This window comes from Streptococcus pneumoniae (assembly GCA_040719455.1).
GTDB lineage: Bacteria > Bacillota > Bacilli > Lactobacillales > Streptococcaceae > Streptococcus > Streptococcus pneumoniae_G.
In genome coordinates, this window is sequence record JBFDTN010000001.1 from 1,273,248 (window position 1) to 1,299,739 (window position 26,492).

The window sequence follows — 26,492 nt, forward strand, 5'->3', positions numbered from 1 at the left end:
GGTTTCACTTTATGGGGGCAGTATCGACTTTTGTCCCCGTCTCAACCTCTTTTTTAGATTTGCTCGATTTGAACTTTTTCTGCCAAGTTCATGGCATGGTCTGCGACCCGTGTATAGTGGGAAATGATATCAATAAAATTGACACCTGCTTGAGGGGTACATTCGCCCTTGTTCAAACGGCTGATATGGGTTTTCCGCAGAGTCTTTTCCATTTGGTCAATCTCTCTATGACGTTCTGTTAATTGATGAGCCAGCTCTATATCATTGGTTTCTACGGCTCGTAATGCGTCATCAATCAAGCGCAAAGTCTTCTGATAAATCCCCTCTAGCTCTTCTAGGGCAACATCTGAGAACGTAATTTCCTTTTTGACTAGATAGTCAGTCATATTAAGAAGCGCCTCACCATGATCCCCAATTCTCTCCAAGTCACGGGAAGAATCCAGAATATTGGTCAAAATCTCACTTTCTTTTTGACTCAGTGGCTCGCTAGATAGATCAATCAAGTAACGCGTCAATTCCTCGTCAATGGTGTTAATCGCTTCTTCGGTCTTATGCCCTTTTTCAGCGACTTTTTCACCATGATGACGGATGTAATCATAAGCCAACTCAAAAGAAGACTTGGCATAATTTCCAAGATGCAACAGCTCTAGCTTAGCATTTCCAAGTGCCAGAGACGGAGCTTGCTTGATAAGGATGGTATCCAAATAAAGGGCTTGGTATTTGACCACTTCGTCCTCTCCAGGAATAATCTTGGTAACCAAGTAAGCCAAGGTACCGATAAATGGGAACTGAATCAAGGTATTGGTCACATTAAAGCTACCATGCGCAAAGGCAATGGTCATCTCTGGTGTCAGATGAAGGCTGGATTGGAACCACTCAATCATCGCGGTAAACGGACCTAAGAAAATCAGACACAGTACCGTTCCCAAAACATTAAACATCACATGGGCACCAGCTACTCGCTTGGCAGAGACATTGGCTCCCAAAACTGCCACAACAGCGGTCAAGGTCGTTCCGATATTGTCTCCAAATAAGACCGGAAGTGCCCCTTGCAAGTCTAGTAGCCCACCTGCGTAGAGACTTTGCAAAATTCCGATGGTCGCCGCAGACGACTGAATGACAATGGTTAAAATCGTTCCGATGAACACTCCCTGAATGGGCTTGCCACTCAAGGTCGCCATATAATCTTTAAAGGCAGTCACCTCACGCAAGGGCGCCATGGCTGTACTCATAAGGTTAAGAGCAAAGAAAATCCCTCCAACCCCAAATAAGATACGACCAATATTATTGATCGTTCGATTCTTAGTAAAGAAGAGGCAAATAGCTCCTAAAAAGAGAATAGGCAGACCATAATCGCCCAGCTTAAACCCAATCAAAAATGAGGTTACAGTCGTTCCGATATTGGCGCCCATGACAATCCCAATCGCCTGTCGCAAGCCCAATAGATTTGCACTGACCAAGCCGACAGTAATCACCGTCACCCCTGTACTTGACTGAATCAGAGCGGTCATGACAATTCCGACCAAGACTCCTAAAAATGGATTACTCGTGTATTTGTCAATATAATAGCGGAGCTTATCTCCTGCAATCTGCTGAAGACCATCTCCCATATACTTGATACTAAAGAGAAATAGTCCCAAGCCACCTAAAAAGGTGAATAAAATTTGCTGCCAATTGATGGACATCCTACTTTTCCTCCGAAATATAAATAGCGGAATCTCTCCTCCTCTATTGTAAATGATTACACAAAAAGGTCAAGCTTTTTTTCAAAAAAAGGGCAAATTTCCTCTCTTTTCTACTTCCTACTAAGAAAGAAATAACCTTTTCTTAAGAAATAATTAAGAATTAGCTTACAACTGCTTAATAAATACTTGTTATACTAAGTTTATCAAAGGAAAAAGGAGACCATTTATGGCTAACAAAGAACGATATAGCGTATTTTCAATTCGGAAATTCAAGGTAGGAGTTGCTTCTGCCTTAATCGCTAGCGGATTTTTCATTGCTGTTGGACAGCCAGCTACCGTCCTTGCTGATGAAAATCCTACAACAGAAATGACACAAGCTGCTGGGGAATCATCTCCAACTGAGATGACGCAACCTGCAACAAATCCTGCTCCAACTACAACTGAAATGGTGCAACCAGCTGAAAATACTGGTACTACAAACACAGAGACTATGACTCAACCTGCAACTACTCCAGCAGAAGAACAACCACAAGTCGTAGCTCAACCAACCACTCCAGAAGAAGTAAAAACAGCAGTTGCTGAAAACATTAAGGAAGACACAGAAATTCCTGCAGCTTATCTTGAAAAAGCAAATACCGATGGTTCTGGGCCTTTCCTTGCGGGAGTTAATGGAGTCATTCCATTTGAAGCATTCGGTGGGGATGGTATGCTCACTCGTGCCCTTTTGAAAGAATCAAAAGACGCTCCTTGGTCTGATAATGGATCAGCTAAAAATCCAGCTCTTCTCCCTCTTGAAAGTCTCACAAAAAACAGCTATTTCTACGAAGTAGCACTCGATGGACCTGCAGCTGGTAAAACTGGACAAGAATTGATTGATACGCTCAAATCAACAGGAACACATACCTATAAAGCAGCTGTGAAAGTCTACGCTGAAAAAGGTGGCATGCCTGATTTGACTAGCCAAGTTACTGAGCGTTCTATCAACGTAACTGTTAACGGACTTACTCCTGTGGCTGACGTCAAAAAAGCCGTTGAGGAAAATATCAAAACTGAAACTGCAATCGCCGCAGCTTATCTTGAAAAAGCAAACGCTGACGGTTCTGGTCCTTTCCTTGCGGGCGTGAACGGAACTATTCCATTTGAATTCTTCGGTGGGGATGGCATGCTTACTCGCTTGCTCCTTGAAGCTTCAAAAGACGCTCCTTGGTCTGACAACGGTTCAGCTATGAACCCTGCTATCTTACCACTTGACAGCCTCACAAACGGTCAATACTTCTATCAAGTAGCTCTTGACGGACCTGCGGCTGGTAAGACTGGCGAAGAGCTTATCAAAGCCTTGAAAGACGCTGGTACTCACACTTACACTGCAACCGTAAATGTCTACGGAAACAAAGACGGTAAGGCAGACGAATCTAACATTGTAGCAACTCGCCAAGTGAAAGTAAACGTAAATGGCATCACAGCCGCAACAGATGTCTACAACGCTTTGAATGAAAACATCAAAGCTGAAACAAACGTTCCTGCAGCTTATCTTGAAAAAGCTAACGCTGACGGTTCTGGTCCTTTCCTTGCGGGCGTGAACGGAACTATTCCATTTGAATTCTTCGGTGGCGACGGCATGCTTACTCGCCTACTTCTTGAAGCTTCAAAAGACGCTCCTTGGTCTGACAACGGTTCAGCTATGAATAAAGCTATCCTACCACTTGACAGCCTCACAAACGGTCAATACTTCTATCAAGTTGCGCTTGACGGACCTGCGGCTGGTAAGACTGGCGAAGAGCTTATCAAAGCCTTGAAAGACGCTGGTACTCATACATACACTGCAACCGTAAATGTATTTGGAAACAAAGACGGTAAAGCGGATGAATCTAACATCGTTGCTACTCGCCAAGTGAAAGTCAACGTAAACGGCATCACAGCCGCAACAGATGTCTACAACGCTTTGAATGAAAACATCAAGGCTGAAACAAATGTTCCTGCAGCTTATCTTGAAAAAGCTAACGCTGATGGTTCTGGTCCTTTCCTTGCGGGCGTGAACGGAACTATTCCATTTGAATTCTTCGGTGGGGATGGTATGCTCACTCGCTTGCTCCTTGAAGCTTCAAAAGACGCTCCTTGGTCTGACAACGGTTCTGCTATGAATAAAGCGATCTTGCCTCTTGATAGCCTTACAAACGGTCAATACTTCTACCAAGTTGCGCTTGACGGACCTGCGGCTGGTAAGACTGGCGAAGAGCTTATCAAAGCCTTGAAAGACGCTGGTACTCACACTTACACTGCAACTGTAAATGTATTTGGAAACAAAGACGGTAAGGCAGACGAATCTAACATTGTAGCAACTCGCCAAGTGAAAGTTACTCTCAACGGTATCACAGCCGCAACAGATGTCTACAACGCTTTGAATGAAAACATCAAGGCTGAAACAAATGTTCCTGCAGCTTACCTTGAAAAAGCAAACGCTGACGGTTCTGGTCCTTTCCTTGCGGGCGTGAACGGAACTATTCCATTTGAATTCTTCGGTGGGGACGGTATGCTTACTCGCCTACTTCTTGAAGCTTCAAAAGACGCTCCTTGGTCTGACAACGGTTCAGCTATGAACCCTGCTATTCTACCACTTGATAGCCTTACAAACGGTCAATACTTCTACCAAGTAGCGCTTGACGGACCTGCGGCTGGTAAGACTGGCGAAGAGCTTATCAAAGCCTTGAAAGACGCTGGTACTCATACATACACTGCAACCGTAAATGTATTTGGAAACAAAGACGGCAAGGCAGACGAATCTAACATTGTAGCAACTCGCCAAGTGAAAGTTACTCTCAACGGTATCACAGCTGCAACAGATGTTTACAATGCTTTGAATGAAAACATCAAAGCGAAAACCGAAGTTCCAGCTGACTTCCTCAAGAATGCCAATGTAGATGGTTCTGGACCTTTCCTTGCGGGTGTCAATGGTGTAATTCCATTTGAATTCTTCGGTGGTGACGGTATGCTTACTCGCTTACTTCTCAAAGCATCTAATGGAGCTCCTTGGTCTGATAATGGTACAGCTATGAATAAAGCTATCCTACCACTTGATAGCCTCACAAACGGTCAATACTTCTACCAAGTAGAACTTGACGGACCTGCAGCTGGCAAGACTGGCAAAGATCTTCTTGATATTTTGAAGAGCGGTTCACATGTCTTTAAAGCGACTGTCAAAGTCTATGGCAATAAGGACGGTAAAGCAGATTTGATGAATATTGTTGCCCAACGTGAAGTATATGTAGAAGTACCTACACTAAAACCAGCTACAAAACCAACTTCGACAACGAAACCAGATCACAAACCAATGACTGATCCTAAAGCTCCAGTGCACCATCAAAATCAAATGCCACAACATCGTCCATCAATGGTCACTCCAGCTAAAGAAGTTAAAGCTCAAGCAACTGCAACAGCGAAAAAACCAGCAGCGATGATGCAAGATAAGATGATGAAGAAAGAACTTCCAAAAACAGGAGCTGAAAGCTCTGCTGCCCTTAGCCTTCTTGGAATGACGCTCAGTGCTTTTGCAGGACTTGGTTTACGCAAAAAATCAAAAAAATAAACCGTAGCAAACACTAAACGATCTTTCTCGTCTATTCAACCTAGAATCAACAAGCGATTTTCAGAAAATATCACTTGAAAGATTTGCTACAATAGTGTTATACTTGCAGAAGTATAACACTATTTTTTCATGAAGGAGGAATTGTGATGAATAAAACAATCTTATTGGTCGATGACGAGATTGAAATCACGGAAATCAATCGCCGTTATTTGGCTCAGGAAGGCTATACAGTGACCATTGCCCATAATGGGTTAGAAGCCCTCGAACTTTATAAAAAAGAGCCTGTTGCCTTGATTATCACGGACATCATGATGCCTATCATGGACGGCTATGACTTGATTAGCGAGGTACAAGCCATCTCACCTGATCAGCCTTTTTTGTTCATCACAGCAAAAACCTCTGACATGGATAAGATTTACTCACTAAGCATGGGGGCAGATGACTTTATCAGTAAGCCCTTTAGCCCTCGGGAATTAGTCCTTAGGGTCAATAATATCCTGCGCCGTATTCATCGGAACAAGGATCACGACGAACATGTACAAGTCGGTGATTTGAAAATCAACCACATCACACGTCAAGCTTTCATTCAACATCAAGAATTAAACTTGACCAACAAAGAATTTGACCTACTATGGATTTTGATTAGCAATCCCCAACGTGTCTTTTCAAAAACGGAGCTCTACGACCGTGTCTGGCAAGAAGAGTATATTGATGATACCAATACGCTCAATGTCCATATCCATGGTCTGCGCAACTCTCTTGCTCAATTCGCAACGCCTGAGACTCCTACTATTAAGACGGTCTGGGGTTTGGGATATAAATTGGAGGTGTAAATGAAGTTAAAATATTTTATTATCGTTGGCTACTTGACCTCCACGATGATTATCCTTTTGTCTCTTATTTGGGCAGTCAACCGCATGTTGATTCCTGAGACAGGAGAGGTGTTCATCATTCTGACAACGCTTGGAGCAAGTCTAGTCGGTGCCCTTGTCAGCCTCATGCTCATGAGTCGAGTCTTTAAATCCTTGGAAAAATTGACCAGTCATATCGAGGGAATTTCTAAAAATCACTTTGAAACGATTGACGACATCAATAGTCCGATTGAATTTCAAGAATTTGCCCAGACGCTCAATACCATGACGTCTAAGCTGGAAGAAAGTTTCCAGTCCTTAGAAAATAGCGAAAAGGAAAAAAATATCATGATCGCTCAGCTTTCTCATGATATTAAAACCCCGATTACTTCGATTCAGGCAACGATTGAGGGCATGATCGATGGAGTCATCTTAGAAAATGAACGGGAATACTATCTAAAAACCATTCGCAGACAGACCGATCGTTTAAATAAATTGGTTGAGTCCCTCAACAATGTAACGCTAAATACGCTAGAGCGAGAGGAAGGCCCCCTTCAAGCCATTTTCATCGATAAACTCTTGATTGATACCTTGTCTGAATTTCAGTTGAAATTGGACCAAGAAGGGCGAGAAGTGGATATTCAGGTCGAACCTGCTTCTGCTAAAATCATCAGTGATTATGACAAGCTCCTGCGGATCTTGGTCAATCTTGTCAGCAATGCGATCAAATATTCACCCAAAGGCTCCCCTTTACAAATCCATGCAAAACTGCTGGACGATACCTTGACCATCACCGTCAAAGACCAGGGGCAAGGCATTCCAAAAGAAGAATTGCACAAGATTTTCAAACTCCTCTATCGCGTGGAATCCTCTCGTAATATGAGTACCGGAGGCTATGGTTTAGGACTTTACATTGCTCAAGAACTAGCTCATCAGCTCCATGGCCAGATTACCGTTCAGAGCGAATTTGGCACAGGTTCTGCCTTTTCACTCACTATGAAAACACAACCCAAAGAATAAGCATAAAAACGAGGTGGGAACACAAATCCTACCTCGTTTCTTGATATCAAAAAGAGAGTGAGAACAGTCGATTTTAAGACATAACGACTGCTACCTCACTCTTTTTTTACATCTGTCTTAAACGCTCAACCCGCTCTGAAATCGGAGGGTGGGTGTAAAATAGTTTTTGCAGATTATTTTCCTTTTTAGGTGCGCTGATATAAAGTGCAGCACTGGCATCGTCCACTTCACGATGCATCGGTCCACCATTTTCTAGTTTTAAAAGGGCGTTAATCATTCCTTGAGGATTGCGTGTCAGCTCAACACTTGAAGCATCTGCCAAAAATTCCCGCTGACGCGAAATCGCTAACTGAACCAAAGTCGCAGCGAGCGGTGCTAAAATAATGGCTAAAAGAGACAAGAGAAGCATGATGATTTCTAAACCACCACCGCTATTTTCACGGTCGTCACTCCGTCTACGATTGCCACCGCCAAACCACATCATACGACCTGCCATACTAGATAGCATAGTCACTGCACTAGCCAAAGCCACCGCAATCGTCGAAATTCTAATATCATAGTTGCGAATATGACTCACCTCATGACCAATCACCGCTTCTAGCTCTTCTCGATTCATCAAACGTAGCAATCCTGTCGTTGCTGCTACCGCGGCATTTGGCGGGTTCGATCCTGTCGCAAAGGCATTTGGCGAAGCATCCTCAACAATATAGACACGCGGCATTGGAATCTGTGCCACCATAGCCATATCTTCTACGATATGATACAAATCTGGCGCCTCAGCCTCAGTGACCTGCCGTGCCCCATTCATGGACATGACGACTTCTGTGGATTGGAAAATCATGCTAAGTGCGTAAATACCACCAATGATAAAGGCAAGAATCATCCCACCCCAACTAGAACCTAGCCAAAGATAGCCGACAGCTGCTCCAATCATGGCTAATAGCGTGAAAAATGCTACCAACAAAAACCAAGTTCGACGCTTGTTGCTCGCAATTTGTTCAAACAGCATCTTAGTCACCTAATCCAGAAAAGTCGACTTTTGGCACTGCTTTTTCTTCTTCTGGCACTTGCAGGAATTCTGCTGCTTTAAAGCCAAACATACCTGCAATGATATTGCTTGGGAAAGTTTCCAATTTCACATTATAAGAGCTTGTCACACTGTTATAGAGCTGACGAGAGTAGGAAATCTTATTTTCCGTATTGCTTAACTCTTCCTGCAACTTGATAAAGCTGCTATTAGCTTGAAGAGCTGGATAGTTTTCTGCTACGGCAAAAATCCCAGATACCTGACGAGAAAGGGCATCACTTGCTTGCATGGCTGCAGCTGGTGAAGTTGCAGCTGCCACTTGATTGCGCAACTCAGTCACTTTTTCAAGTGTTGATCCTTCATATTTGGCATATCCTTTGACCGTTTCAATCAAGTTTGGCAAGAGATCATTTCGACGTTTTAATTGAACATCAATCTGACTCCACGCCTCTTTTGTATGCATACGGCTCTTGACCAAGCCATTGTAGCTCATGATGACAAAAATCACCAATACAGCAAGAATTGCTAAAATAATAAATCCCATTGTATTTCTCCTTTATGATATATAGTAACTCTATTATATCAAATTTCCAGTAAAATAGGGAAAAGAAAGGTGAGAAAGACTTGATTTTCCTCCAAAAAAAGAGTAAACTCATGATAAATATCATCAAAAAATAGAGGATAGCTCTGTTTGAAGAATTCTTATCTCTCGCTCAACTTCTCAATCATCACAAACTTGTCCCGCTTCTAATGGGATCTTTAGGAGTAGAATACTGCACACAGAAAAGTTGGCAAGCAAAAGACATCGACATCTATCTTTCTCACTACCCCGACTTCCTCTCCCAACTCATGAAGCAAAATGGTTATCAACAAATCTCTGAACATTCCTTTAAAAAGAAAAATACAGATATCGATTTCAAGTTATATAAAGACTTAACGACCTATTTACCTATTCAGATCGCAGATATTCCTTTGGTATATCTTCAGCAAGCAACGTTTTATGTACCAAGTGTAGAGCAGTTTCTTGCTATCTACCAGTCGGCTCTTTCAGATCCTGCACTCATTGCCAAAAAGAAAGCCGATCAAGCAAAAGTAAATGATTGATTAGAAAGGTGCCAATCATGACCTATTTTTTAGCCAGTCGTCCATTTCAATACGAAGATAAAATCCTAACCCCTAACAACCGTTTCATAGAGAGATTACAGGACGTTCTTCCTCAGCAATCCCGCGCCCTTTTCATCTGCTCCAGTCCTGATCAAGCAGAAGCAAACGACCACTACGCACAAGTTACCAAAGAGTGCTTTGAACATAGCCAATTCTACTTTAGTGACTATGTAGTTCTTGACAGACGGACACAAAACCAGGCAGCCGAACTCGTCGCAGCTGCTGATTTGCTAATGTTAGCAGGCGGCTACGTCCCCGAACAAAATCAATTTTTCCAAGAATTGCAGTTGCGACAGCTACTCAAGAATTTTAGCGGAGTCATCGTTGCTTCTAGCGCTGGTGCCATGAACAGTGCCGATATAGTCTATGCCCAGCCTGAATTGGAAGGTGAAGCACTCTCGAAAGACTATCAGCATTTTTTATCTGGACTTGATTTGACTAAGACGATGATTTTACCGCATTACCAAGATTTAAAAGATGAAGTTTTGGATGGACTACGTTTATTTGAGGATATTACTTATGCAGACAGCTATGGACGAGTATTCTACGCTCTTGTCGATGGAACGTATCTCCTCGTTCAAGATGGGAAAGAATGGATTTGTGGTGAAGCTTATCGGATTTGCGATGGAAAAATCCAGCAAATCACATCAGAAAACCAACTTTTCCCGCTCTCTTGAGATAATTTTTGGTATAATAGACTAAGAAACTCAACAGTAAGGATTTGTATGACACCGCAAGAATTTTATGACGCTTTAAAAAAGCAAGGGATTACGCTATCTGAGCATCAAAAAGCCCAGTTTGAACGCTATTTCGAACTCTTGGTCGAATGGAATGAGAAAATCAATTTGACTGCCATTACGGAAAAAAAAGAAGTCTATCTCAAGCATTTCTATGACTCGATTGCACCCATCTTACAGGGAGCGGTTCCCAATGAGCCGATTTTACTGCTCGATATTGGTGCTGGGGCTGGCTTTCCGAGTCTGCCTATGAAAATCATCTATCCAGCTCTTCAAGTCACCATCATCGACTCGCTTAATAAACGGATTCAATTTCTCCATTTGTTAGCAGAAGAGCTAGGCTTGACTGATGTGCATTTCTACCACGGACGTGCGGAAGATTTTGCGCAAGACAAAGCTTTTCGTGCTCAATTCGATATTGTGACTGCAAGGGCTGTGGCTCGGATGCAGGTCCTTTCTGAATTGACCATTCCTTTCCTAAAGGTTGGTGGCAAACTCCTTGCGCTCAAAGCCAGCAATGCGCTAGAAGAGCTAGACGAAGCTAAGAACGCTCTCCAAGTCCTCTTTAGCAAAGTCACAGACAACCAAGAATACCAGCTGCCAAACGGCGACCCTCGCTTTATGACCAGTGTCGAAAAGAAAAAGGAAACGCCCAATAAATACCCTCGCAAAGCTGGACTCCCCAACAAACGTCCTTTATAAGAACACTAAAAACGGCTTTCTAAACTAAGAGAGCCGTTTTTTCTATCTTGTTATAACCAAGGATTATAAAAGCGCCCACGATTGACCCAAAACAGAGCTAGACTAAGCACCATACCAAGCACTGCTCCTGCAATTACGAGATAATCCTTAGCTGTCAGGGCTTGGTAAGTGTACCAAGTCCGTTTTTTGTATTTACCAAAGCGTCTTAACTCCATGGCAGTTGCAATGCTATCAATCCGCTCTAAGGAGCTAAAAATCAAAGGAATAATGATTTTCAAATTTCCCTTGACTCGCTTACCTAAACTGGCTTTTTTTGAAAGTTCCAAACCACGCGCTTCCTGCGACATCTTAATCACATAAAATTCCTCTTGCAAATCAGGAATATAGCGCAAAGTCAAGCTGACCGAATAGGCGATTTTATAGGGAATCCCGATTTGATTGAGACTGGAAGCAAATTGACTGGGGTGAGTCGTCATCAAGAAAATCAAGGCTAGGGGAATCGTACAGAAATACTTGAGCAACAAATTACACAAATAAAATACTTCCTGTGCCGTGAGATTGTACTGTCCAAAACCTTCCAACCAAACCGTCTTTGCCCCGTAAATCTCCACCCCATACTGCGGCGCAAAAAGATAGACCATCAAGACATTAAGCAGCGCAAACATGCCTGCAAAGAGCAAGACGAAAGATACTTGCTTGATACGAATGTGTGACAAGCGAAAAAGAAGAAGAGAACCTAGAGCAACAGTCAGCAAAAACCTCGTATCATAGCTAATCATCGCTGCCGTAGAGACCAAGACAAAAAAGAGCAATTTACTGCCGCCAGATAGGGCGTGTAAAAAACTATTTCCTGCATGATATCCAACCAACTTTTGTTGTTCAAGCATAGCTCCCCTCCTTCTCTCTCTTATAAAACTCCGTCAACTGCAAAGGGCTTACCCCCAAACGATTCGCCAAGGCAAAGATCGACGTCTCTTTCAAATTCGCCTTTTCAAGCAAGTCTTTATCTGTCAAGACCTCCACAGGTGCACGGTCCGCTAGGATCTCACCATCAACCAAGACTAGCGCACGATCCGCATAATCAAGCATTAACTGCATATCATGAGTAATCATCATAATTGTATGCCCTTTTTGGTGGAGACTTTCTAAAAAGTCCATGATTTCAGTATAGTTTCGCTGATCTTGCCCAGCAGTTGGCTCATCCAGCAAGATAACTTCTGGATTTAAGACCAAGATGGCTGCAATGGTCACTCGTTTCTTTTGCCCAAAGGATAGGGCTGAAATCGGCCATTTCCGAAATTCATAAAGCCCACATGTCTTTAGAGCCTCATGCACGCGCGTCTCAATCTCGCTTTCTGCTACACCCCGTAAACGAAGACCTAGCGCCACTTCATCAAAAATCATGGTTTCAGAAATCATTTGATTCGGATTTTGTAGAACATAGCCAATCCTCTCCGCTCGCTCCTTAATCGAATCTCCCTTGATATCCTCTCCATTCCAGAGATAGGTTCCAGCCGTTTCGATAAAATTACAAAGGGCTTTTGCAAATGTAGATTTCCCAGCACCGTTTTTTCCGACAATCGCAATCATCTCTCCGCGGTCAATCTCAAGATTCAAACCTTTTAAGATTTCTTTTTCACCGTAGCCAAAATGAAGATCTTTTACGGCTAATAGGGGAGCTTTCTGCTCTACATTACTCGCTTGTATTTCCTGATTATCAAAGGTCAATCCTGCAAGGTCTAGCTGAGATAGATCTGACAAATGATCCGCCTTTTCCACCTCATAGCCCAACTGACGCAGAGTCGTCACATACAAAGGCTCCCGAATCCCAGTATCGAGCAACAGGTTCGTTTTTAAAAGCTCATCAGGATGACCATTAAAGAGAATCTGCCCATCTTCCATCAAAATAATCCGATCCACTGATCGGTACAAGACATCTTCTAGCCGATGTTCGATGATGATAATGGTCTGATCATCACGATGAAGCTGATCAATCAAGTCAATCGTATCCTGCCCAGACTTGGGGTCGAGATTTGCCAAGGGCTCATCAAAAAGCAAAATCGGACTTTCATCAATCAAAACACCTGCTAAGCTGACCCGCTGTTTCTGCCCACCAGACAAGTCTTGTGGACGGTGGGATAGTAAGCTTGTTAAATCAAGCTTCTCTGCCCATTTGGCTACACTTTGCTTCATCTCATCTTGTGCCACCAAGTCATTTTCCAGGGCAAATGCCAAATCCTCAGCCACACTTAAGCCGATAAACTGACCATCTGTATCCTGTAAGACCGTGCTGACCAAGGTAGACTTGTCATAGATACTCATCTCATAGGCAGGATTTCCTTTGATAACATACTCTCCACTCACTTTGCCTTGAAAAATATTCGGAATAATGCCGTTCAAACACTGCCCAAGGGTGGATTTCCCAGAGCCAGAAGGACCTACAATCAAGACCTTTTCTCCTTGGTAAATCGTAAGATTGATGTCTTTTAGGGTTGGAGCTGACTGGGCTTGATACTGAAAACTAAAATCTTTAAATTCAATCACTGCTGGTTTCATGGATGTCCTCTACAAGGTCAAGGCGAACTGAATCGCCAAAGCTGCGACCTTATCTTTCTCGTCTAAGTCTGCATCATTTGCAAGGTTTCTCATATCCCACTCTTCTTCAGATAAATGGTCTGCTGCATAGAAAAAATGAGCGATGTCAATCCCACGGAAGCGAGCCAAAGCTGCCACGGCAGAACACTCCATATCTACACAAATGGCTCCGCTTGCTTTTCGCTTGCGTAATTTATCAATGGTTTCTCGATAAATAGCATCCATCGTCCAGACCTTACCTGCTACATGAGAAATTCCCTTATCCTCTAAAAACTGGATCAAAGCTTGCTGAATGTCGGTATTTAAAAGAATCTCATCACTTGCTTTCACATAGTGGTAACTCGTTCCCTCATCACGAATGGCTGCCAAAGGTACAATGATAGAGGTCTTAGCGATATCTTCATCCAGAACACCACAAGTCCCAAAAAGCACTAATTTTTTCATCCCTAAGGCAATCAAGTCTTCTAAGACCGCCACACAAGCAGGAGCCCCTACGGGGGCATTAAAAATAGCTAAATCTCTACCTGACACAACAATCCGATAAATAGGAATTTCCACATTTGCAATAGCTGTCGTAAACAGCAACTCCTGTGGATAAGCTTTCAACAAGCGCTCAAACGTCCCACGAGCAAAACAAGACACCGCCACTTCTGGAAAGTCTGGTAAGGGGGCGATTAAATCCTCAGGATTGATAATGGCTAAACGATTGCTATCAAATTCTTCTAAAATCATAGACATTCTCCTATTCTACCATTTTACCATAAAATCAACCCTTATCTACATAGTTTTTAAATATAGCAAGATATAAATTTCCTATTAAGCCATTTACGTAGCCTATGGTCATTTAGTTTTAATCTATGACGTTGTTAACTCATCTTCCCTAATTTCAGTTATGTCTGCGACTCGTTGCCTCGTACTAAATCAAAACTAAACAACTGATATATAAAGCCATTGGTCAAGTAAAATGTTTTCCTGTCTGTCCCTTATTCATTTGCTACTCTCTCACGTCACTATTGGGGCAGTTCCGGGCATTGGCCACTCTGATATTCGTGGATTGGTTACCTACAGGTCAATGGTTCTGCCGCGAGCTCTACTGTCTATAATCGTGGATCACTAAAGTGCTAACTTAGTTGTTTCGTAGATAGCTCAAACCTTTTTGTTCCCAATAGTGGCATGAAAGAGTAGTTTTCTATTCCAATCTAGCTTATCAAGTCATTGTCTCTCCCTCCTAGACATTCCGTAAAAAGTGCGCACAAAACCACCTATCTATTCTAAGCTATATTCTCAGTCATCATCCCCCATATAAAGCAGGCAAGTTCTCGGGCAAGAGCAATCTTGGCGACAGGACTCTTTTTCTCCCTGCTTAAAACCATGTGCTTATAGCGACGTCGGAGACGTTCGTTCCCCTTATCCGCATAAGCGATTATCTCTGGTAGATTCCCTGCTTGTCGAGTCTTTAGAGCCTTGGATTTATACCCAACAGTTCCTCGGGATAGACTCTGGACAGATTCCACCAGTAACCGTCTGACATGGCTATTTCCAGCTTTTGTAATTCCAAGATGGGTTTGTTTATCTCCACTGGAATCCTCGCCAGGGACTAAACCAAGATACGAGGCAAACTGAGGTGCTGTTTTGAAACGCTTAAAATCTCCAATTTCGGAAACTAAGGCTAAAGCTGTACGAGTTCTAACCCCAATAAAACAAGAGAGTTTTTTGACCTTATCTTGATAGTTCTCACTTTGTGCTATCTCCTCTATTCGTTTGTCCAACCGTTCTAATTTATTCACTAGATAGTCAAACGTGATGAGATATTCAGACAGAATCTCTTTATAAAGTCCTTTTAACTCTAGTCCTTTCAACCATGCAATATGTTTCTGAGTCCAATGACTTTTACCTAGAGTAAAGCGATAGTCGTGTCGTAGGCAGAAAGCAAGAATCTGTTGTTTAATTTTCTTAAGAGCCAAGTTGTGATCATCTCGCATCCGAATGAATTCTTTGACTTGCTCATCTTCCTCAGTTGGCACATGAACAGGTTGATAGCTTTTGAAAGCGAGACATTTAGCTAGATGTTCGGCATCCTTTTTATCTGTTTTGACTCGTTTTTTAGTGGAGGGTTGTAGAATTGTAGTGGGTGCCATTACAATGCAAGTGATTCCCTTTGCTTCTAACTGTCGCTTCAAGGTGAATCCTAGACACCCCGCTTCATATCCGCAGACAAACTTTGTATTCTCACCGTAACAGTCTGCTAGGGAGTTGAGATAGCTTATAACCTCCTTAGCCTCAGCCGCTGTTTTTTGATAGTGGGAGAGACTGTCTGTCTCTAAATGATAGCACGCTAGAGAAAAACTGGTCTTGTGAACGTCCATTCCGATGTAAAAAGTGGTATAATCTTTCATAGAAGCCTCCGTTTGTGTGTGGTAATCCCTGTGCTGAGATGAACTGTGTTTTATTATCTCTATCATACAGGTAAATCCGCGATGTGACAAATGGGGGCTTTATATATTGTCTATATCACACTCAACGCTATACAAAAAAGACTGGTTTCCCAGCCTTTGATGTGCTTAATTTGCCACCACTTCGTCTAAGCTTTCACCGATAACTGCCAAGCGTTCTGCAACTTCTGCGCGTGTGAGTTTATGGGCTTCTACGTAGCGGTTGCGTGGGTGAACACGGCATTCGTGTGAACATCCACGAAGGTATTTGTGCTCATTTTCTTCTGATGTCAAGATACGGAGGTTACAGAATGGATTTCCACAGTTGACATAGCGCTCACATGGAGTGCCATCAAACCAGTCTTTTCCGACTACAACAGGATCTACATGGTTGACATCAACAGCGATACGCTCGTCAAAGACGTACATTTTTCCGTCCCAAAGCTCGCCACGAACTTCTGGATCTTTTCCATAAGTCGCAATTCCACCGTGCAGTTGACCAACATCTTTGTAGCCTTCTCGAACCATCCAGCCAGAGAATTTCTCACAACGGACACCACCGGTACAGTACACAACCACACGTTTGTCCATAAATTTTTCCTTGTTATCACGCACCCATTGTGGCAACTCGCGGAAGTTGCGGATGTCTGGACGAATCGCTCCGCGGAAGTGACCGAGGTCATATTCGTAGTCATTACGTGTATCCAGAACAACCGTATTTTCATCCAAAAGAGCTTCTTTAAATTCTTTTGGTGAAAGGTAGGCACCTGTTGTTTCAAGCGGGTTGATGTCGTTGTCAAAATCATTATCTTCTAAGCCCAAGTGCACGATTTCTTTCTTGTAACGAACAAACATTTTCTTGAAGGCCTGCTCTTCTTCCTCGTCAATCTTGAACCAAAGGTCTTCCATACCAGGAAGTGAGTGGACATAATCCATGTATTTTTGAGTGGTTTCAAAATCACCAGAAACAGTCCCGTTGATTCCCTCATCTGCCACAAGGATACGACCTTTTAAGCCGATTGATTTACAAAATGCCAAATGTTCCGCCGCAAATTCTTGCGCATTTTCAATCGGAACGTATTTGTAATACAGTAAGACACGAATATCTTTTGCCATAAGATTTCTTCTCTCTTTTCTTTCTAAAATTATCTGAATTTTTAATTCATCTCTTTTATTATACTTCGCATAGGCTTTAGAAGGCAATTTATTTGACCGAAAGTTTAAGAAACTAAAAAAACCGAGCAAAGCTCGATTTTTAATGACTATAACTTAATCTTCTTTTGACAAACTTCCTAGTTTGGTTTGGCGTTTGGTATAGGCTAGGATGAGGAGAGTTCCTGCAATACCAACAGTCAAGCCGTTGACAATCGTAGAGACCACTCCTTGGGTCACGACTTTAGCCACAGGCTCATTATATAATAAAACATCACCAAATGGTGCAACGACAATCCACACAAAGGCATTGGCAAGAACTTGAATAACATTAAAGCGAATGATGCCACTTTTATCAAAAACGCCTTCTGATACTCGTAATTTAGAGCGGACTCCACCTACAATCAGACCAAAAATCGCACTGGCCGAAATCCAGAACCACCACAGAGTTCCCCCTTGAAGGGCATCCTTAATCGCATGTCCGATAAATCCAATTAAGAAACCGACAACTGGACCAAAAATCACTGCCAAAAGAGCTTGAACAGCATACTGCAACTGAATATAGGTATTTGGTACTGGCGTTGGGATACTGATCAAGCCAATGACAACAAACAAGGCAGCTCCAATCCCTACTGCAACAACATTTTTAATCGAATTATTTTTCATCTTTTCTCCCTTTTTTCCTAATTTTCAATCCGCTTAATCTCAATATGCCAATTTTGTCCGACTCCGACATTATAGGCTTTGGCAAATGACCCTTGGTTAATGGCTAAACCAACTCGATATAAAGAGTTAATATAAAGAATTGGCTGACCAATCCGTACATCCGCAAAGGACTTCCCGTAGGTCACTTGATTTTGATAAACCAGCATATCGTTATTATAAATCGTCACTTCAAGACGGTCTCCAAAAGCTGGTTCTAAGTGGTTAAACTCCTCTCGCGTAATCGAGGTCCAGAGTGACCCAAATCGGACATCTAAGATGTCAATCGCACCACTCACAAAGTTATCTCCAAGAGTGGTTTCCACTACTGGGATTTCCACAATGTCTTCCACACTTAGCTCAGGACCGACTTCTTCAAAGCTGATATGACCACTGGCTAGTTTAGCCCCTGTATAGGCATAGACATCGCGCCCATGGAAAGTATAGGAATGTTCGGTATTTTTCCGACGGTTTTCCACTTCTGAAATCTCACGAATGGCCACAATTCCGACATGCTTTTTTATAAAGGAAAGGGTCCCATTATCTGGAGTTACAATATATTGATTTTGAGCTGTTTTTGCGACTACACTCTTACGCTTTGAGCCAACTCCTGGATCTACCACAGACACAAAAGTCGTGCCCTCTGGCCAATAATTCACCGTTTGAAAAAGACGATAAGAGCCTTCAAAGATATTATAAGGTGTAATATCATGGGTCAAATGATGAATTTTAAGCGTTGGAGATTCTTCCAATGCTACCCCAATCATAGCTGACACCGCACCATCCACTAAGCCAAAGTCCGATTGTAAAACTAATAAATTATTTTGCATGTTTTTTCCTCCTAATATCCTTAGTATATCATAAGTTGGCACCTAGAGACATATAGATTCTTTATCAGAATGATAAATTTTCTTTATCAAGTAAAGTGGGCAAATCAAAAACAATATCTGCAGCGGCTGCTACTAATTCCTCATCGTGGGAAATCAAAAGAACGATATAGCCCTGCTGCTTCAAATCTTCTAACACCTTTGCCACTTGCTCCATATGATAAAAATCAAGTCCCGAGCTTGGTTCGTCAAAGCAAATCAACTGTTTATCCGTCGCTAAGCTACTTGCCACAAGCACTCTCTGCTGCTCACCGCCTGATAAACTCAGAGGATGCACTTCTTCTAATCCCTGTAAGTCCAGCCGTTTAAAAATAGCTGCTAGATCTCCTTGAAATGCCGTTCCTAGTAAGATTTCATCTCGCACACTCGCTGAAAAAAGCTGTAGCTCCACCTCCTGCAAAATAGCCGTGGACAACCTCAAACGCTCAAGAGCTGACAAAGCTTGATCTTGAAAGGTGAATCGGGCAGTCTTGTCCTCCTCTAATCCTACAAGATAGGAAAGCAAGGTCGTTTTTCCACACCCATTCGGTCCTAAAAGAGCAGTGACTTTACCAGCTTCTAGTGATAAGTCTGGCAAAATTCCCAACAAGTGATTGCCAGCTTGCAAATGAAGATTTTGAATCCAAAAGTCTGCCTTGGCGGTAAACATCGCTCTCTTTTCTTCTATCTTTGCAAGCGCCTCATCCAGTCGCAAACTTCGTAAGCCTAAGGCTTGTCTTTCGACAGAGCTTAATGCCAAGAATTCCTCTTTTTTGAAATCTTTTACAAGCCGACCATCCTCCAAATAAAGATAACGATCAGCAAGGTCAGGAAAATAATGCAGGCGATGTTCGGCAATGATCAGAGTTTTCCCCTGTTGTTTACAAGTCTTTAAGAAATCCTTGACCAAATCAATCCCCGAGCGATCCAAATGTGCCGTTGGCTCATCTAAGACGAGAATAGGCGTATCTTGCATGAGAGCAAGACTCAAGGCTAAAAGCTGCTTTTGACCGCCAGACAAGCCACTGATGGGAGAATCCAGCAGATCCGCTAAAGGACTGGCTTTGGTAACTCTCTGGAGTCTGTCCAAAATCTCCTCACGAGCTAAACCTTGATTTTCACAAGGAAAAACCAATTCTTCACGGACAGTTTTGTGGAAAAAATTTTTCGTCGGCTGTTGAAAAACGCAAGTCACCTGCTGCGCCATCTCTTCCACCCGATAGTTTCCCACAGCTTTCCCACAAACCGTAAACGTACCTGTCAGCTGTCCTGTGATATAATCTGGAATAAGCCCATTTATCAGCTGCAAAAAAGTGGATTTACCACTGCCACTTTTTCCACAGAGAACCACACATTCTCCTTGTGCTATGTGTAAATCCTTAATCTGCAAATGTGACTGCTTACGATTCGCATAAGAAAAATCAAAGTTTTCCACACGAATCACCACATTATCCAGAGAAGCATACTGAGTATCCACCCACAAATCCCCCAATCTATCCATCGAAAACGAGACACAAATGTCTCCGTCCGCTCTTGTTTCAAAGCTAAACCCTTGGTCATAGAAGCCACAACTAAACTTTCCACCTGTCGAACGAGAGAAGCTAGCAAGGGAACAAGGACATATTCTCCATATTTTCCCAAGTGTAGGAGAATCTCTCTTCTTTCCAAAAAGAGTCCTCTCAAGCGTAGATTTTGCCGAATGGCGCGGTAATCCTCTCGAATCAAGGGAAAAAAACGCAACATCACTGAAAGCGTGATAAGGATAACTTCTGGCACTTTCCATTTCTGCAAGCCATGAATCAGCTCATAGGCGCTTGTGGTCTGAATAAGGAGACTACCTGCCATCAAGGCTGGCAACATCAAACGAGCTGCCGTTGCTACGAGAAGAAGAGAACCAAGCCCGATTTTCTCCAAACCACCACCATAAGCTAATAAGAGCAAAAAAACGAGAAAATGGAGTCCATAAATCATAGCTATCCTTCCCTTTCCTGCTAAATAAAGGAGGAAAAGGAAACCAAAAATCAAGACCCACTCTTTTTCTGCCTCGACACGAAAAAGAAAGGTTAGATTAGCCAAAATGACTAATAAAACCTTACTTCTGACATCATATTTCATGAAATAATTCCTGCTTTTTCAAAATGTTTTTTTAATAGCGCAGAGCCAATCAAAGCCCCTACAAATGCACCAACAACAACCGTTGCTACAAACCAAGCTACACTCGGCATCGTAAAAGGCACCATCACGCGCTCAATATAAGCCTGTGTTTTCCCACGTGCGATTAGAGAGGAGATATACGCCTTGCGGCTAAACCACATGAGGAGGATAGGACCTGTATTGACAAAGGAAAAAATCACAAATGACAAGCTATTGACCAGCTTATTCCGATAATCATAAAGCTTTGCCACACGATCTGCCAAGAAACCAAAGATGAGACCCGGTAAGAAAGAGGCAAAAAAATGACCGGATAAGAAGAAAAATACTCCCATGACAATCCCCATCAAGGTAATCGCTCCAAACTTGCGGATTTTTGCAAGCAACAAGAGATAAACCGTACCCCCTAAAACCGCTGCAAAAGCAGGAGCATAGAGCATATTTCCCGAATGATCAAAGAAAATGGCAAAAAGAGTCCCAAGCCCAACACAAAGAAAGTAAAGAGCAGAGAAAGCCCCTGTCAACATCATATCCTTTAAGGTCAATTCTTTCATTCTACCAAATCCTTTCTAAATCGTGCAGTATAGTTGTTTCGTTTTGATAGTTGCCTACAAAACAATACTCATGATCTGTTGTAAATCTTTTGATTCTATCTTCACTATCTGACTATTATAGCATGTAAAAAATCGAATGTAAATTAAATTTTCAGACTTTTTAATAATTTACATCTCTAGTCCTTTATCCATAAAAGAGAAAGTGGAACTCAATCGTGATTTTGAAGAGAGCAATTTTGTTATAGTTGTTTCGTTTTGATTTAGTACGAGGCAACGAGTCGCAGCATAACTGAAATTAGGCAAGACGAGGTAACAACGTAATAAATGAAAACTAAATGACTATAACTGCGCTTTCGAATTTTTAGGCTCAGACATGGACAGTCCATTGGTTGATTCATATCCCCCAAGTTGACGAACTCTCACGATTTATGATGGTGAAAGTTAGAAATCAAGCTAGCGAAGAACCATTTGCTATCTTCTTCAAATCAAATGTCAATGGAGCCATGCTTGATAAGACTGAATCAAATGACTAAAGCTATAAAAAAGGTTGGATACTTTTTTCCAACCTCCTGAGTCTTTATTCATAGCTAGCAATCAAGGCTTCCATCAGCTCGATATGGGTATAATAATCTGCAATTGTGACATTCTCATCACCCCCATGATCTCGACTATTGGCATTTCCAAGACCAAAAGCTGCCATAGGCACTTCTAGTGCTTCATAGACTGTATGCATGGGACCAGTTCCAATGGTCGTCGGCAAAATACTGATGCCTTCTGCGTAAAACTGCTCTGCCAAATGCGCAACATTTAAAATAGAGGGAGCACTCATATCGCTGCGATAGCTTTTCTCTCCCAAGGTATAGATGACCTCTACATGCTCAAAACCATTTTTCACCAACTGAGCCCGTATCTTTTCTAACACTACCTGTGGCTCAAGCCCTGGAACCAAGCGGACTTCCATCTTGGCACTTGCCTCAGCTGGTAAGATGGTCTTTACCCCCTGACCTTGATAACCAGAGGAAAGCCCCTCTATATTTAAAGATGGCTCAAAAAAGAGGCGGCGAAGAAGCGCTCTTCTTTCTTTTTCCAGCACAGGCAATTCCAAGCCATAAATATCCTTAAATTCCTCAGCACTGCGACTAGCATACTTCTCCACCAACTCTAGCTCACGCGCATTTGGTGGTGTGATGTCTTCATACAAGCCTTCTACTAAAATCTGCCCATCCTGACCTCGTAAACTAGCAAGAGCATTGATGAGGTACCATGCAGCAGAGTCAATCACCCCTCCATAGCTAGAGTGAATATCCACATCTGCACTCTTGACTGTAACATCAAAGGTCACAATTCCTTTATTGCCCCCTGAGATTTCAAGCTGACCTTTGGGATTTTTCGTGCCTTGCTCCCAGACCAACAAATCTGCCCCATGCAAGTGATTCTTATGCTTTTCTAAATATCTGTCCAAATCTGTCGAAGCCGACTCTTCTGCTCCCTCCATGATAAAGGTCACATGCACAGGCAGATCTTCTTTTCTTGCCAGATATTTCTTCACAGCTGTTAAACGAGCGGTAATATGCCCCTTATCATCATCGACCCCACGACCATACATCAAACCATCCCGAATCGAGAGATGAAAAGGATCAGCTGTCCACACTTGATCACCATCAGCTGGCACCGTGTCATAATGCTGATAGAAAATCAAAGTCTTGGCTGAGGGATTCGTGCTACGAAACTTAGCAATGACAAAAGGTGCCGTATAAGACTCGTCTACCTCAACCTCAGCACCAGCCTCTCTAAACACCTCTCCTAAGTAGCGCGCGACCTCCTTCAACCCAATTTTCTGAGCAAAAATAGACTTCTTGGCAATCAAGGTCCGTAAAATATCGAGATAGGTCTGAGCTATCTCATCTCTCTCAAACTTTTCAATCTGCTCTTCTTCTGTTGCAAAACGCATACGATACTCCTTTAATTTTTATATAATATAGTTGTTTAGTTTGGATTTAATACGAGGCAACGAGTCGCAGACATAACTGTAGGAGCTGAGGATTATGACATAATCCCTATCTCCAACCTTCAACAGTCCACTGGACTGTTAAAGCAAGACGAGTGAACAACGTACTAAATGAAAACTAAATGACTATAACTCCTTCTCTCATCACAGAATATACCTATCCAGTGTCTCATAATTTCAGATAACTGGCAAGTTCTTATTTTGTATAGTCAGTTATAAATCCTAGCTATATAGTTGTTTCGTTTTCATTTAGTACGAGGCAACGAATTGCAGGCATAACTTAGATTAGACAAGATGAGTTAACGACGTAATAAATGAAAATTAAATGACTATACCACAGAAAAATAGGATGATTAGGCACTAACCTATTCATCCTAATGGTTTATTTGATGTCTGCTTCTGCTGGTAAATAATTGTCTCCAAAGAACTCTTTAGATAGCTTTTCAAGCGTTCCGTCTTTGTACAGTTCCTTGATTCGTTTATCTACAAAGTCTTTCAACTCATCTTGACCTTGGGCAAGCAGTGGATAAACATAAGGTTGTTGGTCACTTGGCAACTCAATCGTTTTCAGGTTGGTCAAGTTTTGATTTTTAATCACGGTTTCTACACCAATCTTATCAAAAATCTTATAGTCAAACTTACCATCGCTTAAGTGCCCCATGATTTGTTGGAAATCTGCTTTGGTGTAGTTGAGAATGGTTGGATTATCAGCATGTTCTTCATTGTATTTTTCAAGCTGAACAGCTGAGTTTGTTCCTTGCACGACTTCTGTTGACTTGCCACCGATGTCATCTAGTGATTTGATACTGTTATCATCTTTGTTCACAACCAAGACATTTGGATTTTGCGCAATCGGTGCAGCATATAGGTATTTCCCAGCTCGTTCTTTGGTATAGCTGATGTTGTTTACCGCCATTTGGTAACGGTCACTATCAAGCCCTGCAAAGATTCCTGACCATTCTGTCGTTTCAAATTTGACATCATACTTGTCTGAGTCTTTGAAAATTGCACGCACGACTTCAATCTCATAGCCTGTCAATTTGCCGTCTTCTTCATAGTTAAATGGTTTTGGTGAAGCATTGGTAGCAACAATCACTTCTTTTTTACCAGAAGTAGCATTGTCAGACGATTTGCCATTTGAGCATGCGACTAAGGTTGCTCCTGCTAAAAGTCCTGCTACAACTGCTGTATATTTTAGAATTTTTTTCATCTTCTGTCTTGACCTCCTTAGAAAATCTACTCTTATCATACCAAATCTTTCTCCTTTTGCCTAGTAGAGAGTTTTTATGGGGGTGATAGGTTTTGTTTATGGCAAAATAACCACTCACAATAAGATTATGTTATAATAAAGAAAAGGAGGTTTTGATGGATTCTGTGCACCCCTGTTTAGCCGCAATCAAACATACCATTCCTCAGCTTCTAAGGGAAAATCTTGTGGGCATCTATCTCCACGGCTCCTATGCTTTAGAGGATTTCGATTATGATAGAAGTGATCTGGATTACCTCATCGTCGTAAAAGTTCCCCTAAAACTGTCTGAAAAAGAAGCACTGATGAAGCTGACGATGGAGAAACTCTGGACTCTTGCTCCTGCTAAGAAATTGGAATTCCATGTCCTACTCCAAACAGACTTACAGGATTGGACCACTTCCAATCGCTTTGATTTTCATTTTTCTCCCTATCACCTAGCAGCCTATCTGAAAGACCCTCGGACATTTTGCCTAAAAATGAACGGGCTAGACCAAGATCTGTGGACACATATCCCTGTGACTAAGACTTGCGGTGTGACCCTAGTAGGAGCAAAAAAAGAACAGAGCTTTCCCGATATCCCTGAGGCAATCTACTGGAATAGTATCTTAGCAGACATTGCAACTGCTGAGACAGAGATTCTGAAAAATCCTGTTTACACCATCTTAAATCTTTGCCGTTCTCTTGCTTTTCTAAAGGACAAATGCATTCTTTCCAAAAGGGCGGGTGGCTACTGGGCACTTCTTCATACTAGCACGCTCAATCCAGCCGTCATTCAGGCAGCTCTTGATGCACATACCAAGTCCAGAGCTTTCCCTCAAAACTTTTCACAACAAGAACTAGAAAACTTTGCTTTATCCTCTCTAAAGCAGATTTCTAGTCTATCTCACAAAGGAGGCACCCCATGATTGCAACTATCACTAAGTTTACTGACAAGCATGCCCTAATAGGGAGCATTTGCCTAGCTCTTCTTTGGCTCATCATGCTCTTCATCCCATGGGATACGGAATTTTTTGGAGTTGAGATTTATCCTCTTATCATGATGAGACTCTTTCCAATCATCGGAGGGCTGCTAATCCTCTTATCTGTCCTCTCTCGGAAAATCAGCTTATTTTTTATGGGAATTTTCACAGTCTTCGGATTCTTGCTCCATCTCTTTTTCATCTTTGGGATAATCCCCTTATTTTTAGGCAATTAGTCATTCATAGCCTCTTTTCTTCTGATACACAAAATCCCTCTTGGAAATATTTGTTTCCAAGAGGGATTGATTTTGTTTAGAACCCTTCAACGTTGGTGTAAACCTTTTGAACGTCTTCGTCGTCTTCTAATACATCCACTAATTTTTCAAAGACAGCAAGGTCATCGCCTTCAAGGACAACTTCTGATTGAGGAATCATTTCAAGCTCAGTCACTTGGAATTCTTCAATACCAGACTCGCGAAGGGCAACGATAGCCTTGTGAAGATCTGTTGGTGCAGTGTAAACCGTGATAGTACCGTCTTCTGCTTCGACATCATCTACATCTACATCCGCTTCAAGAAGAAGCTCAAAAATGCTATCTGCATCGTCTCCTGCAAAGACCACAACTCCTTTATTGTCAAAGAGGTAAGAAACAGAGCCGCTCGCTCCCATGTTTCCACCATTTTTCCCAAAAGCGGCACGAACATTGGCTGCTGTACGGTTTACGTTTGAAGTAAGAGTGTCAACGATCAACATCGAACCATTTGGTCCAAATCCTTCATAACGACCTTCTGTAAAGGTTTCATCGGTATTCCCTTTTGCCTTGTCAATCGCTTTATCAATGACATGTTTTGGTACTTGCGCTTGCTTAGCACGGTCGATAACAAATTTCAGAGCCGTATTCAATTCTGGATCTGGCTCACCTTTTTTCGCTGCTACATAGATTTCTACGCCGAATTTAGCATAAACTTTTGAGTTTGCACCATCTTTGGCTGTTTTTTTCGCCACAATATTGGCCCATTTACGTCCCATTGGATACTCCTTTTTTCTAGTTTAAA

25 protein-coding genes are annotated in these 26,492 nt (G+C 42.2%); 9 read left to right on the forward strand and 16 right to left on the reverse strand.

Going from position 1 to position 26,492, the window contains the following annotated elements:
• Positions 1-53 precede the first annotated feature (53 nt).
• Positions 54-1,685: a Na/Pi cotransporter family protein gene (locus AB1I63_06095; protein MEW4354454.1), complete on the reverse strand. Its 1,632-nt coding sequence runs from the start codon at positions 1,683-1,685 to the stop codon at positions 54-56.
• Between the two features lie 226 nt (positions 1,686-1,911).
• Between AB1I63_06095 and AB1I63_06100 the strand changes: the two genes are divergently transcribed.
• The 3 genes from AB1I63_06100 (at position 1,912) to AB1I63_06110 (ending at position 7,139) form a co-directional block, all read left to right on the forward strand.
• On the forward strand, positions 1,912-5,268 hold the full coding sequence (locus tag AB1I63_06100) for a fibronectin-binding SSURE repeat-containing protein (protein MEW4354455.1): 3,357 nt from the start codon (positions 1,912-1,914) through the stop codon (positions 5,266-5,268).
• 146 nt (positions 5,269-5,414) lie between these two features.
• Positions 5,415-6,101 (forward strand): response regulator transcription factor, encoded by a 687-nt coding sequence (locus AB1I63_06105; protein MEW4354456.1) that lies wholly within the window; start codon positions 5,415-5,417, stop codon positions 6,099-6,101.
• A complete protein-coding gene (locus AB1I63_06110; GenBank protein MEW4354457.1) occupies positions 6,102-7,139 on the forward strand; it encodes a HAMP domain-containing sensor histidine kinase in 1,038 nt (345 codons plus the stop codon).
• Between the two features lie 106 nt (positions 7,140-7,245).
• Here AB1I63_06110 and htpX read toward each other — a convergent pair whose 3' ends face one another.
• Positions 7,246-8,148, reverse strand: coding sequence for a zinc metalloprotease HtpX (gene htpX / locus AB1I63_06115; GenBank protein MEW4354458.1), 903 nt, complete (start codon positions 8,146-8,148; stop codon positions 7,246-7,248).
• Between the two features lies 1 nt (position 8,149).
• Positions 8,150-8,710, reverse strand: a complete 561-nt coding sequence (locus tag AB1I63_06120; GenBank protein ID MEW4354459.1) for a LemA family protein — start codon at positions 8,708-8,710, stop codon at positions 8,150-8,152.
• 206 nt (positions 8,711-8,916) lie between these two features.
• Here AB1I63_06120 and AB1I63_06125 point away from each other — a divergent pair, with 206 nt between their 5' ends.
• The 3 genes from AB1I63_06125 to rsmG are packed head-to-tail and all read left to right on the forward strand — an operon-like array spanning position 8,917 to position 10,769.
• On the forward strand, positions 8,917-9,270 hold the full coding sequence (locus AB1I63_06125) for a hypothetical protein (protein MEW4354460.1): 354 nt from the start codon (positions 8,917-8,919) through the stop codon (positions 9,268-9,270).
• A gap of 17 nt (positions 9,271-9,287) precedes the next feature.
• A complete protein-coding gene (locus AB1I63_06130; protein MEW4354461.1) occupies positions 9,288-10,007 on the forward strand; it encodes a Type 1 glutamine amidotransferase-like domain-containing protein in 720 nt (239 codons plus the stop codon).
• 48 nt (positions 10,008-10,055) lie between these two features.
• Positions 10,056-10,769, forward strand: a complete 714-nt coding sequence (gene rsmG, locus AB1I63_06135; GenBank protein ID MEW4354462.1) for a 16S rRNA (guanine(527)-N(7))-methyltransferase RsmG — start codon at positions 10,056-10,058, stop codon at positions 10,767-10,769.
• Positions 10,770-10,819: 50 nt separating this feature from the next.
• Here the strand turns inward: rsmG and AB1I63_06140 are convergent, their stop codons facing one another.
• The 10 genes from AB1I63_06140 to AB1I63_06185 form a co-directional block, all read right to left on the reverse strand.
• Positions 10,820-11,656, reverse strand: coding sequence for an energy-coupling factor transporter transmembrane component T (locus tag AB1I63_06140; protein MEW4354463.1), 837 nt, complete (start codon positions 11,654-11,656; stop codon positions 10,820-10,822).
• Positions 11,649-13,325 (reverse strand): ABC transporter ATP-binding protein, encoded by a 1,677-nt coding sequence (locus AB1I63_06145; GenBank protein MEW4354464.1) that lies wholly within the window; start codon positions 13,323-13,325, stop codon positions 11,649-11,651. Before AB1I63_06145 ends, AB1I63_06140 begins: the two co-directional genes overlap by 8 nt.
• Positions 13,326-13,334: 9 nt before the next feature.
• The gene (locus tag AB1I63_06150; protein MEW4354465.1) at positions 13,335-14,096 is read right to left on the reverse strand and encodes a nucleoside phosphorylase; all 762 of its coding nucleotides are present in this window, start codon (positions 14,094-14,096) and stop codon (positions 13,335-13,337) included.
• A 539-nt stretch (positions 14,097-14,635) separates the two neighbouring features.
• On the reverse strand, positions 14,636-15,760 hold the full coding sequence (locus tag AB1I63_06155; GenBank protein ID MEW4354466.1) for an IS110 family transposase: 1,125 nt from the start codon (positions 15,758-15,760) through the stop codon (positions 14,636-14,638).
• 165 nt (positions 15,761-15,925) lie between these two features.
• Positions 15,926-16,912 (reverse strand): rhodanese-related sulfurtransferase, encoded by a 987-nt coding sequence (locus AB1I63_06160; GenBank protein MEW4354467.1) that lies wholly within the window; start codon positions 16,910-16,912, stop codon positions 15,926-15,928.
• Positions 16,913-17,065: 153 nt separating this feature from the next.
• Complete coding sequence (locus AB1I63_06165; protein ID MEW4354468.1) at positions 17,066-17,614, reverse strand: ECF-type riboflavin transporter substrate-binding protein; 549 nt, start codon at positions 17,612-17,614, stop codon at positions 17,066-17,068.
• A 17-nt stretch (positions 17,615-17,631) separates the two neighbouring features.
• Complete coding sequence (locus tag AB1I63_06170; protein MEW4354469.1) at positions 17,632-18,480, reverse strand: S-adenosyl-l-methionine hydroxide adenosyltransferase family protein; 849 nt, start codon at positions 18,478-18,480, stop codon at positions 17,632-17,634.
• A gap of 64 nt (positions 18,481-18,544) precedes the next feature.
• Positions 18,545-19,993: an ABC transporter ATP-binding protein gene (locus AB1I63_06175; GenBank protein MEW4354470.1), complete on the reverse strand. Its 1,449-nt coding sequence runs from the start codon at positions 19,991-19,993 to the stop codon at positions 18,545-18,547.
• The gene (locus AB1I63_06180; protein MEW4354471.1) at positions 19,957-20,631 is read right to left on the reverse strand and encodes an energy-coupling factor transporter transmembrane component T; all 675 of its coding nucleotides are present in this window, start codon (positions 20,629-20,631) and stop codon (positions 19,957-19,959) included. The genes AB1I63_06175 and AB1I63_06180 overlap by 37 nt, the downstream gene beginning before the upstream one ends.
• Entirely contained in the window at positions 20,628-21,221 is a 594-nt protein-coding gene (locus AB1I63_06185; GenBank protein ID MEW4354472.1) for an MptD family putative ECF transporter S component, read from the reverse strand. Before AB1I63_06185 ends, AB1I63_06180 begins: the two co-directional genes overlap by 4 nt.
• Positions 21,222-21,610: 389 nt before the next feature.
• On the opposite strand from AB1I63_06185, the gene AB1I63_06190 reads away from it, so the two are divergent.
• Positions 21,611-21,754 carry a hypothetical protein gene (locus tag AB1I63_06190; protein ID MEW4354473.1) on the forward strand — a complete coding sequence of 48 codons (144 nt, stop codon included), beginning with the start codon at positions 21,611-21,613 and terminating at the stop codon, positions 21,752-21,754.
• A 44-nt stretch (positions 21,755-21,798) separates the two neighbouring features.
• Here the strand turns inward: AB1I63_06190 and AB1I63_06195 are convergent, their stop codons facing one another.
• The gene (locus AB1I63_06195; GenBank protein MEW4354474.1) at positions 21,799-23,172 is read right to left on the reverse strand and encodes a M20/M25/M40 family metallo-hydrolase; all 1,374 of its coding nucleotides are present in this window, start codon (positions 23,170-23,172) and stop codon (positions 21,799-21,801) included.
• A gap of 439 nt (positions 23,173-23,611) precedes the next feature.
• Complete coding sequence (locus AB1I63_06200; protein ID MEW4354475.1) at positions 23,612-24,439, reverse strand: amino acid ABC transporter substrate-binding protein; 828 nt, start codon at positions 24,437-24,439, stop codon at positions 23,612-23,614.
• Positions 24,440-24,594: 155 nt separating this feature from the next.
• Here AB1I63_06200 and AB1I63_06205 point away from each other — a divergent pair, with 155 nt between their 5' ends.
• Together AB1I63_06205 and AB1I63_06210 are read left to right on the forward strand one after the other, a co-directional pair.
• Positions 24,595-25,383 (forward strand): aminoglycoside adenylyltransferase domain-containing protein, encoded by a 789-nt coding sequence (locus AB1I63_06205; protein MEW4354476.1) that lies wholly within the window; start codon positions 24,595-24,597, stop codon positions 25,381-25,383.
• Entirely contained in the window at positions 25,380-25,673 is a 294-nt protein-coding gene (locus AB1I63_06210) for a hypothetical protein (protein MEW4354477.1), read from the forward strand. Before AB1I63_06205 ends, AB1I63_06210 begins: the two co-directional genes overlap by 4 nt.
• 76 nt (positions 25,674-25,749) lie before the next feature.
• Here AB1I63_06210 and AB1I63_06215 read toward each other — a convergent pair whose 3' ends face one another.
• Positions 25,750-26,466 carry a YebC/PmpR family DNA-binding transcriptional regulator gene (locus AB1I63_06215; GenBank protein MEW4354478.1) on the reverse strand — a complete coding sequence of 239 codons (717 nt, stop codon included), beginning with the start codon at positions 26,464-26,466 and terminating at the stop codon, positions 25,750-25,752.
• Positions 26,467-26,492 lie beyond the last annotated feature (26 nt).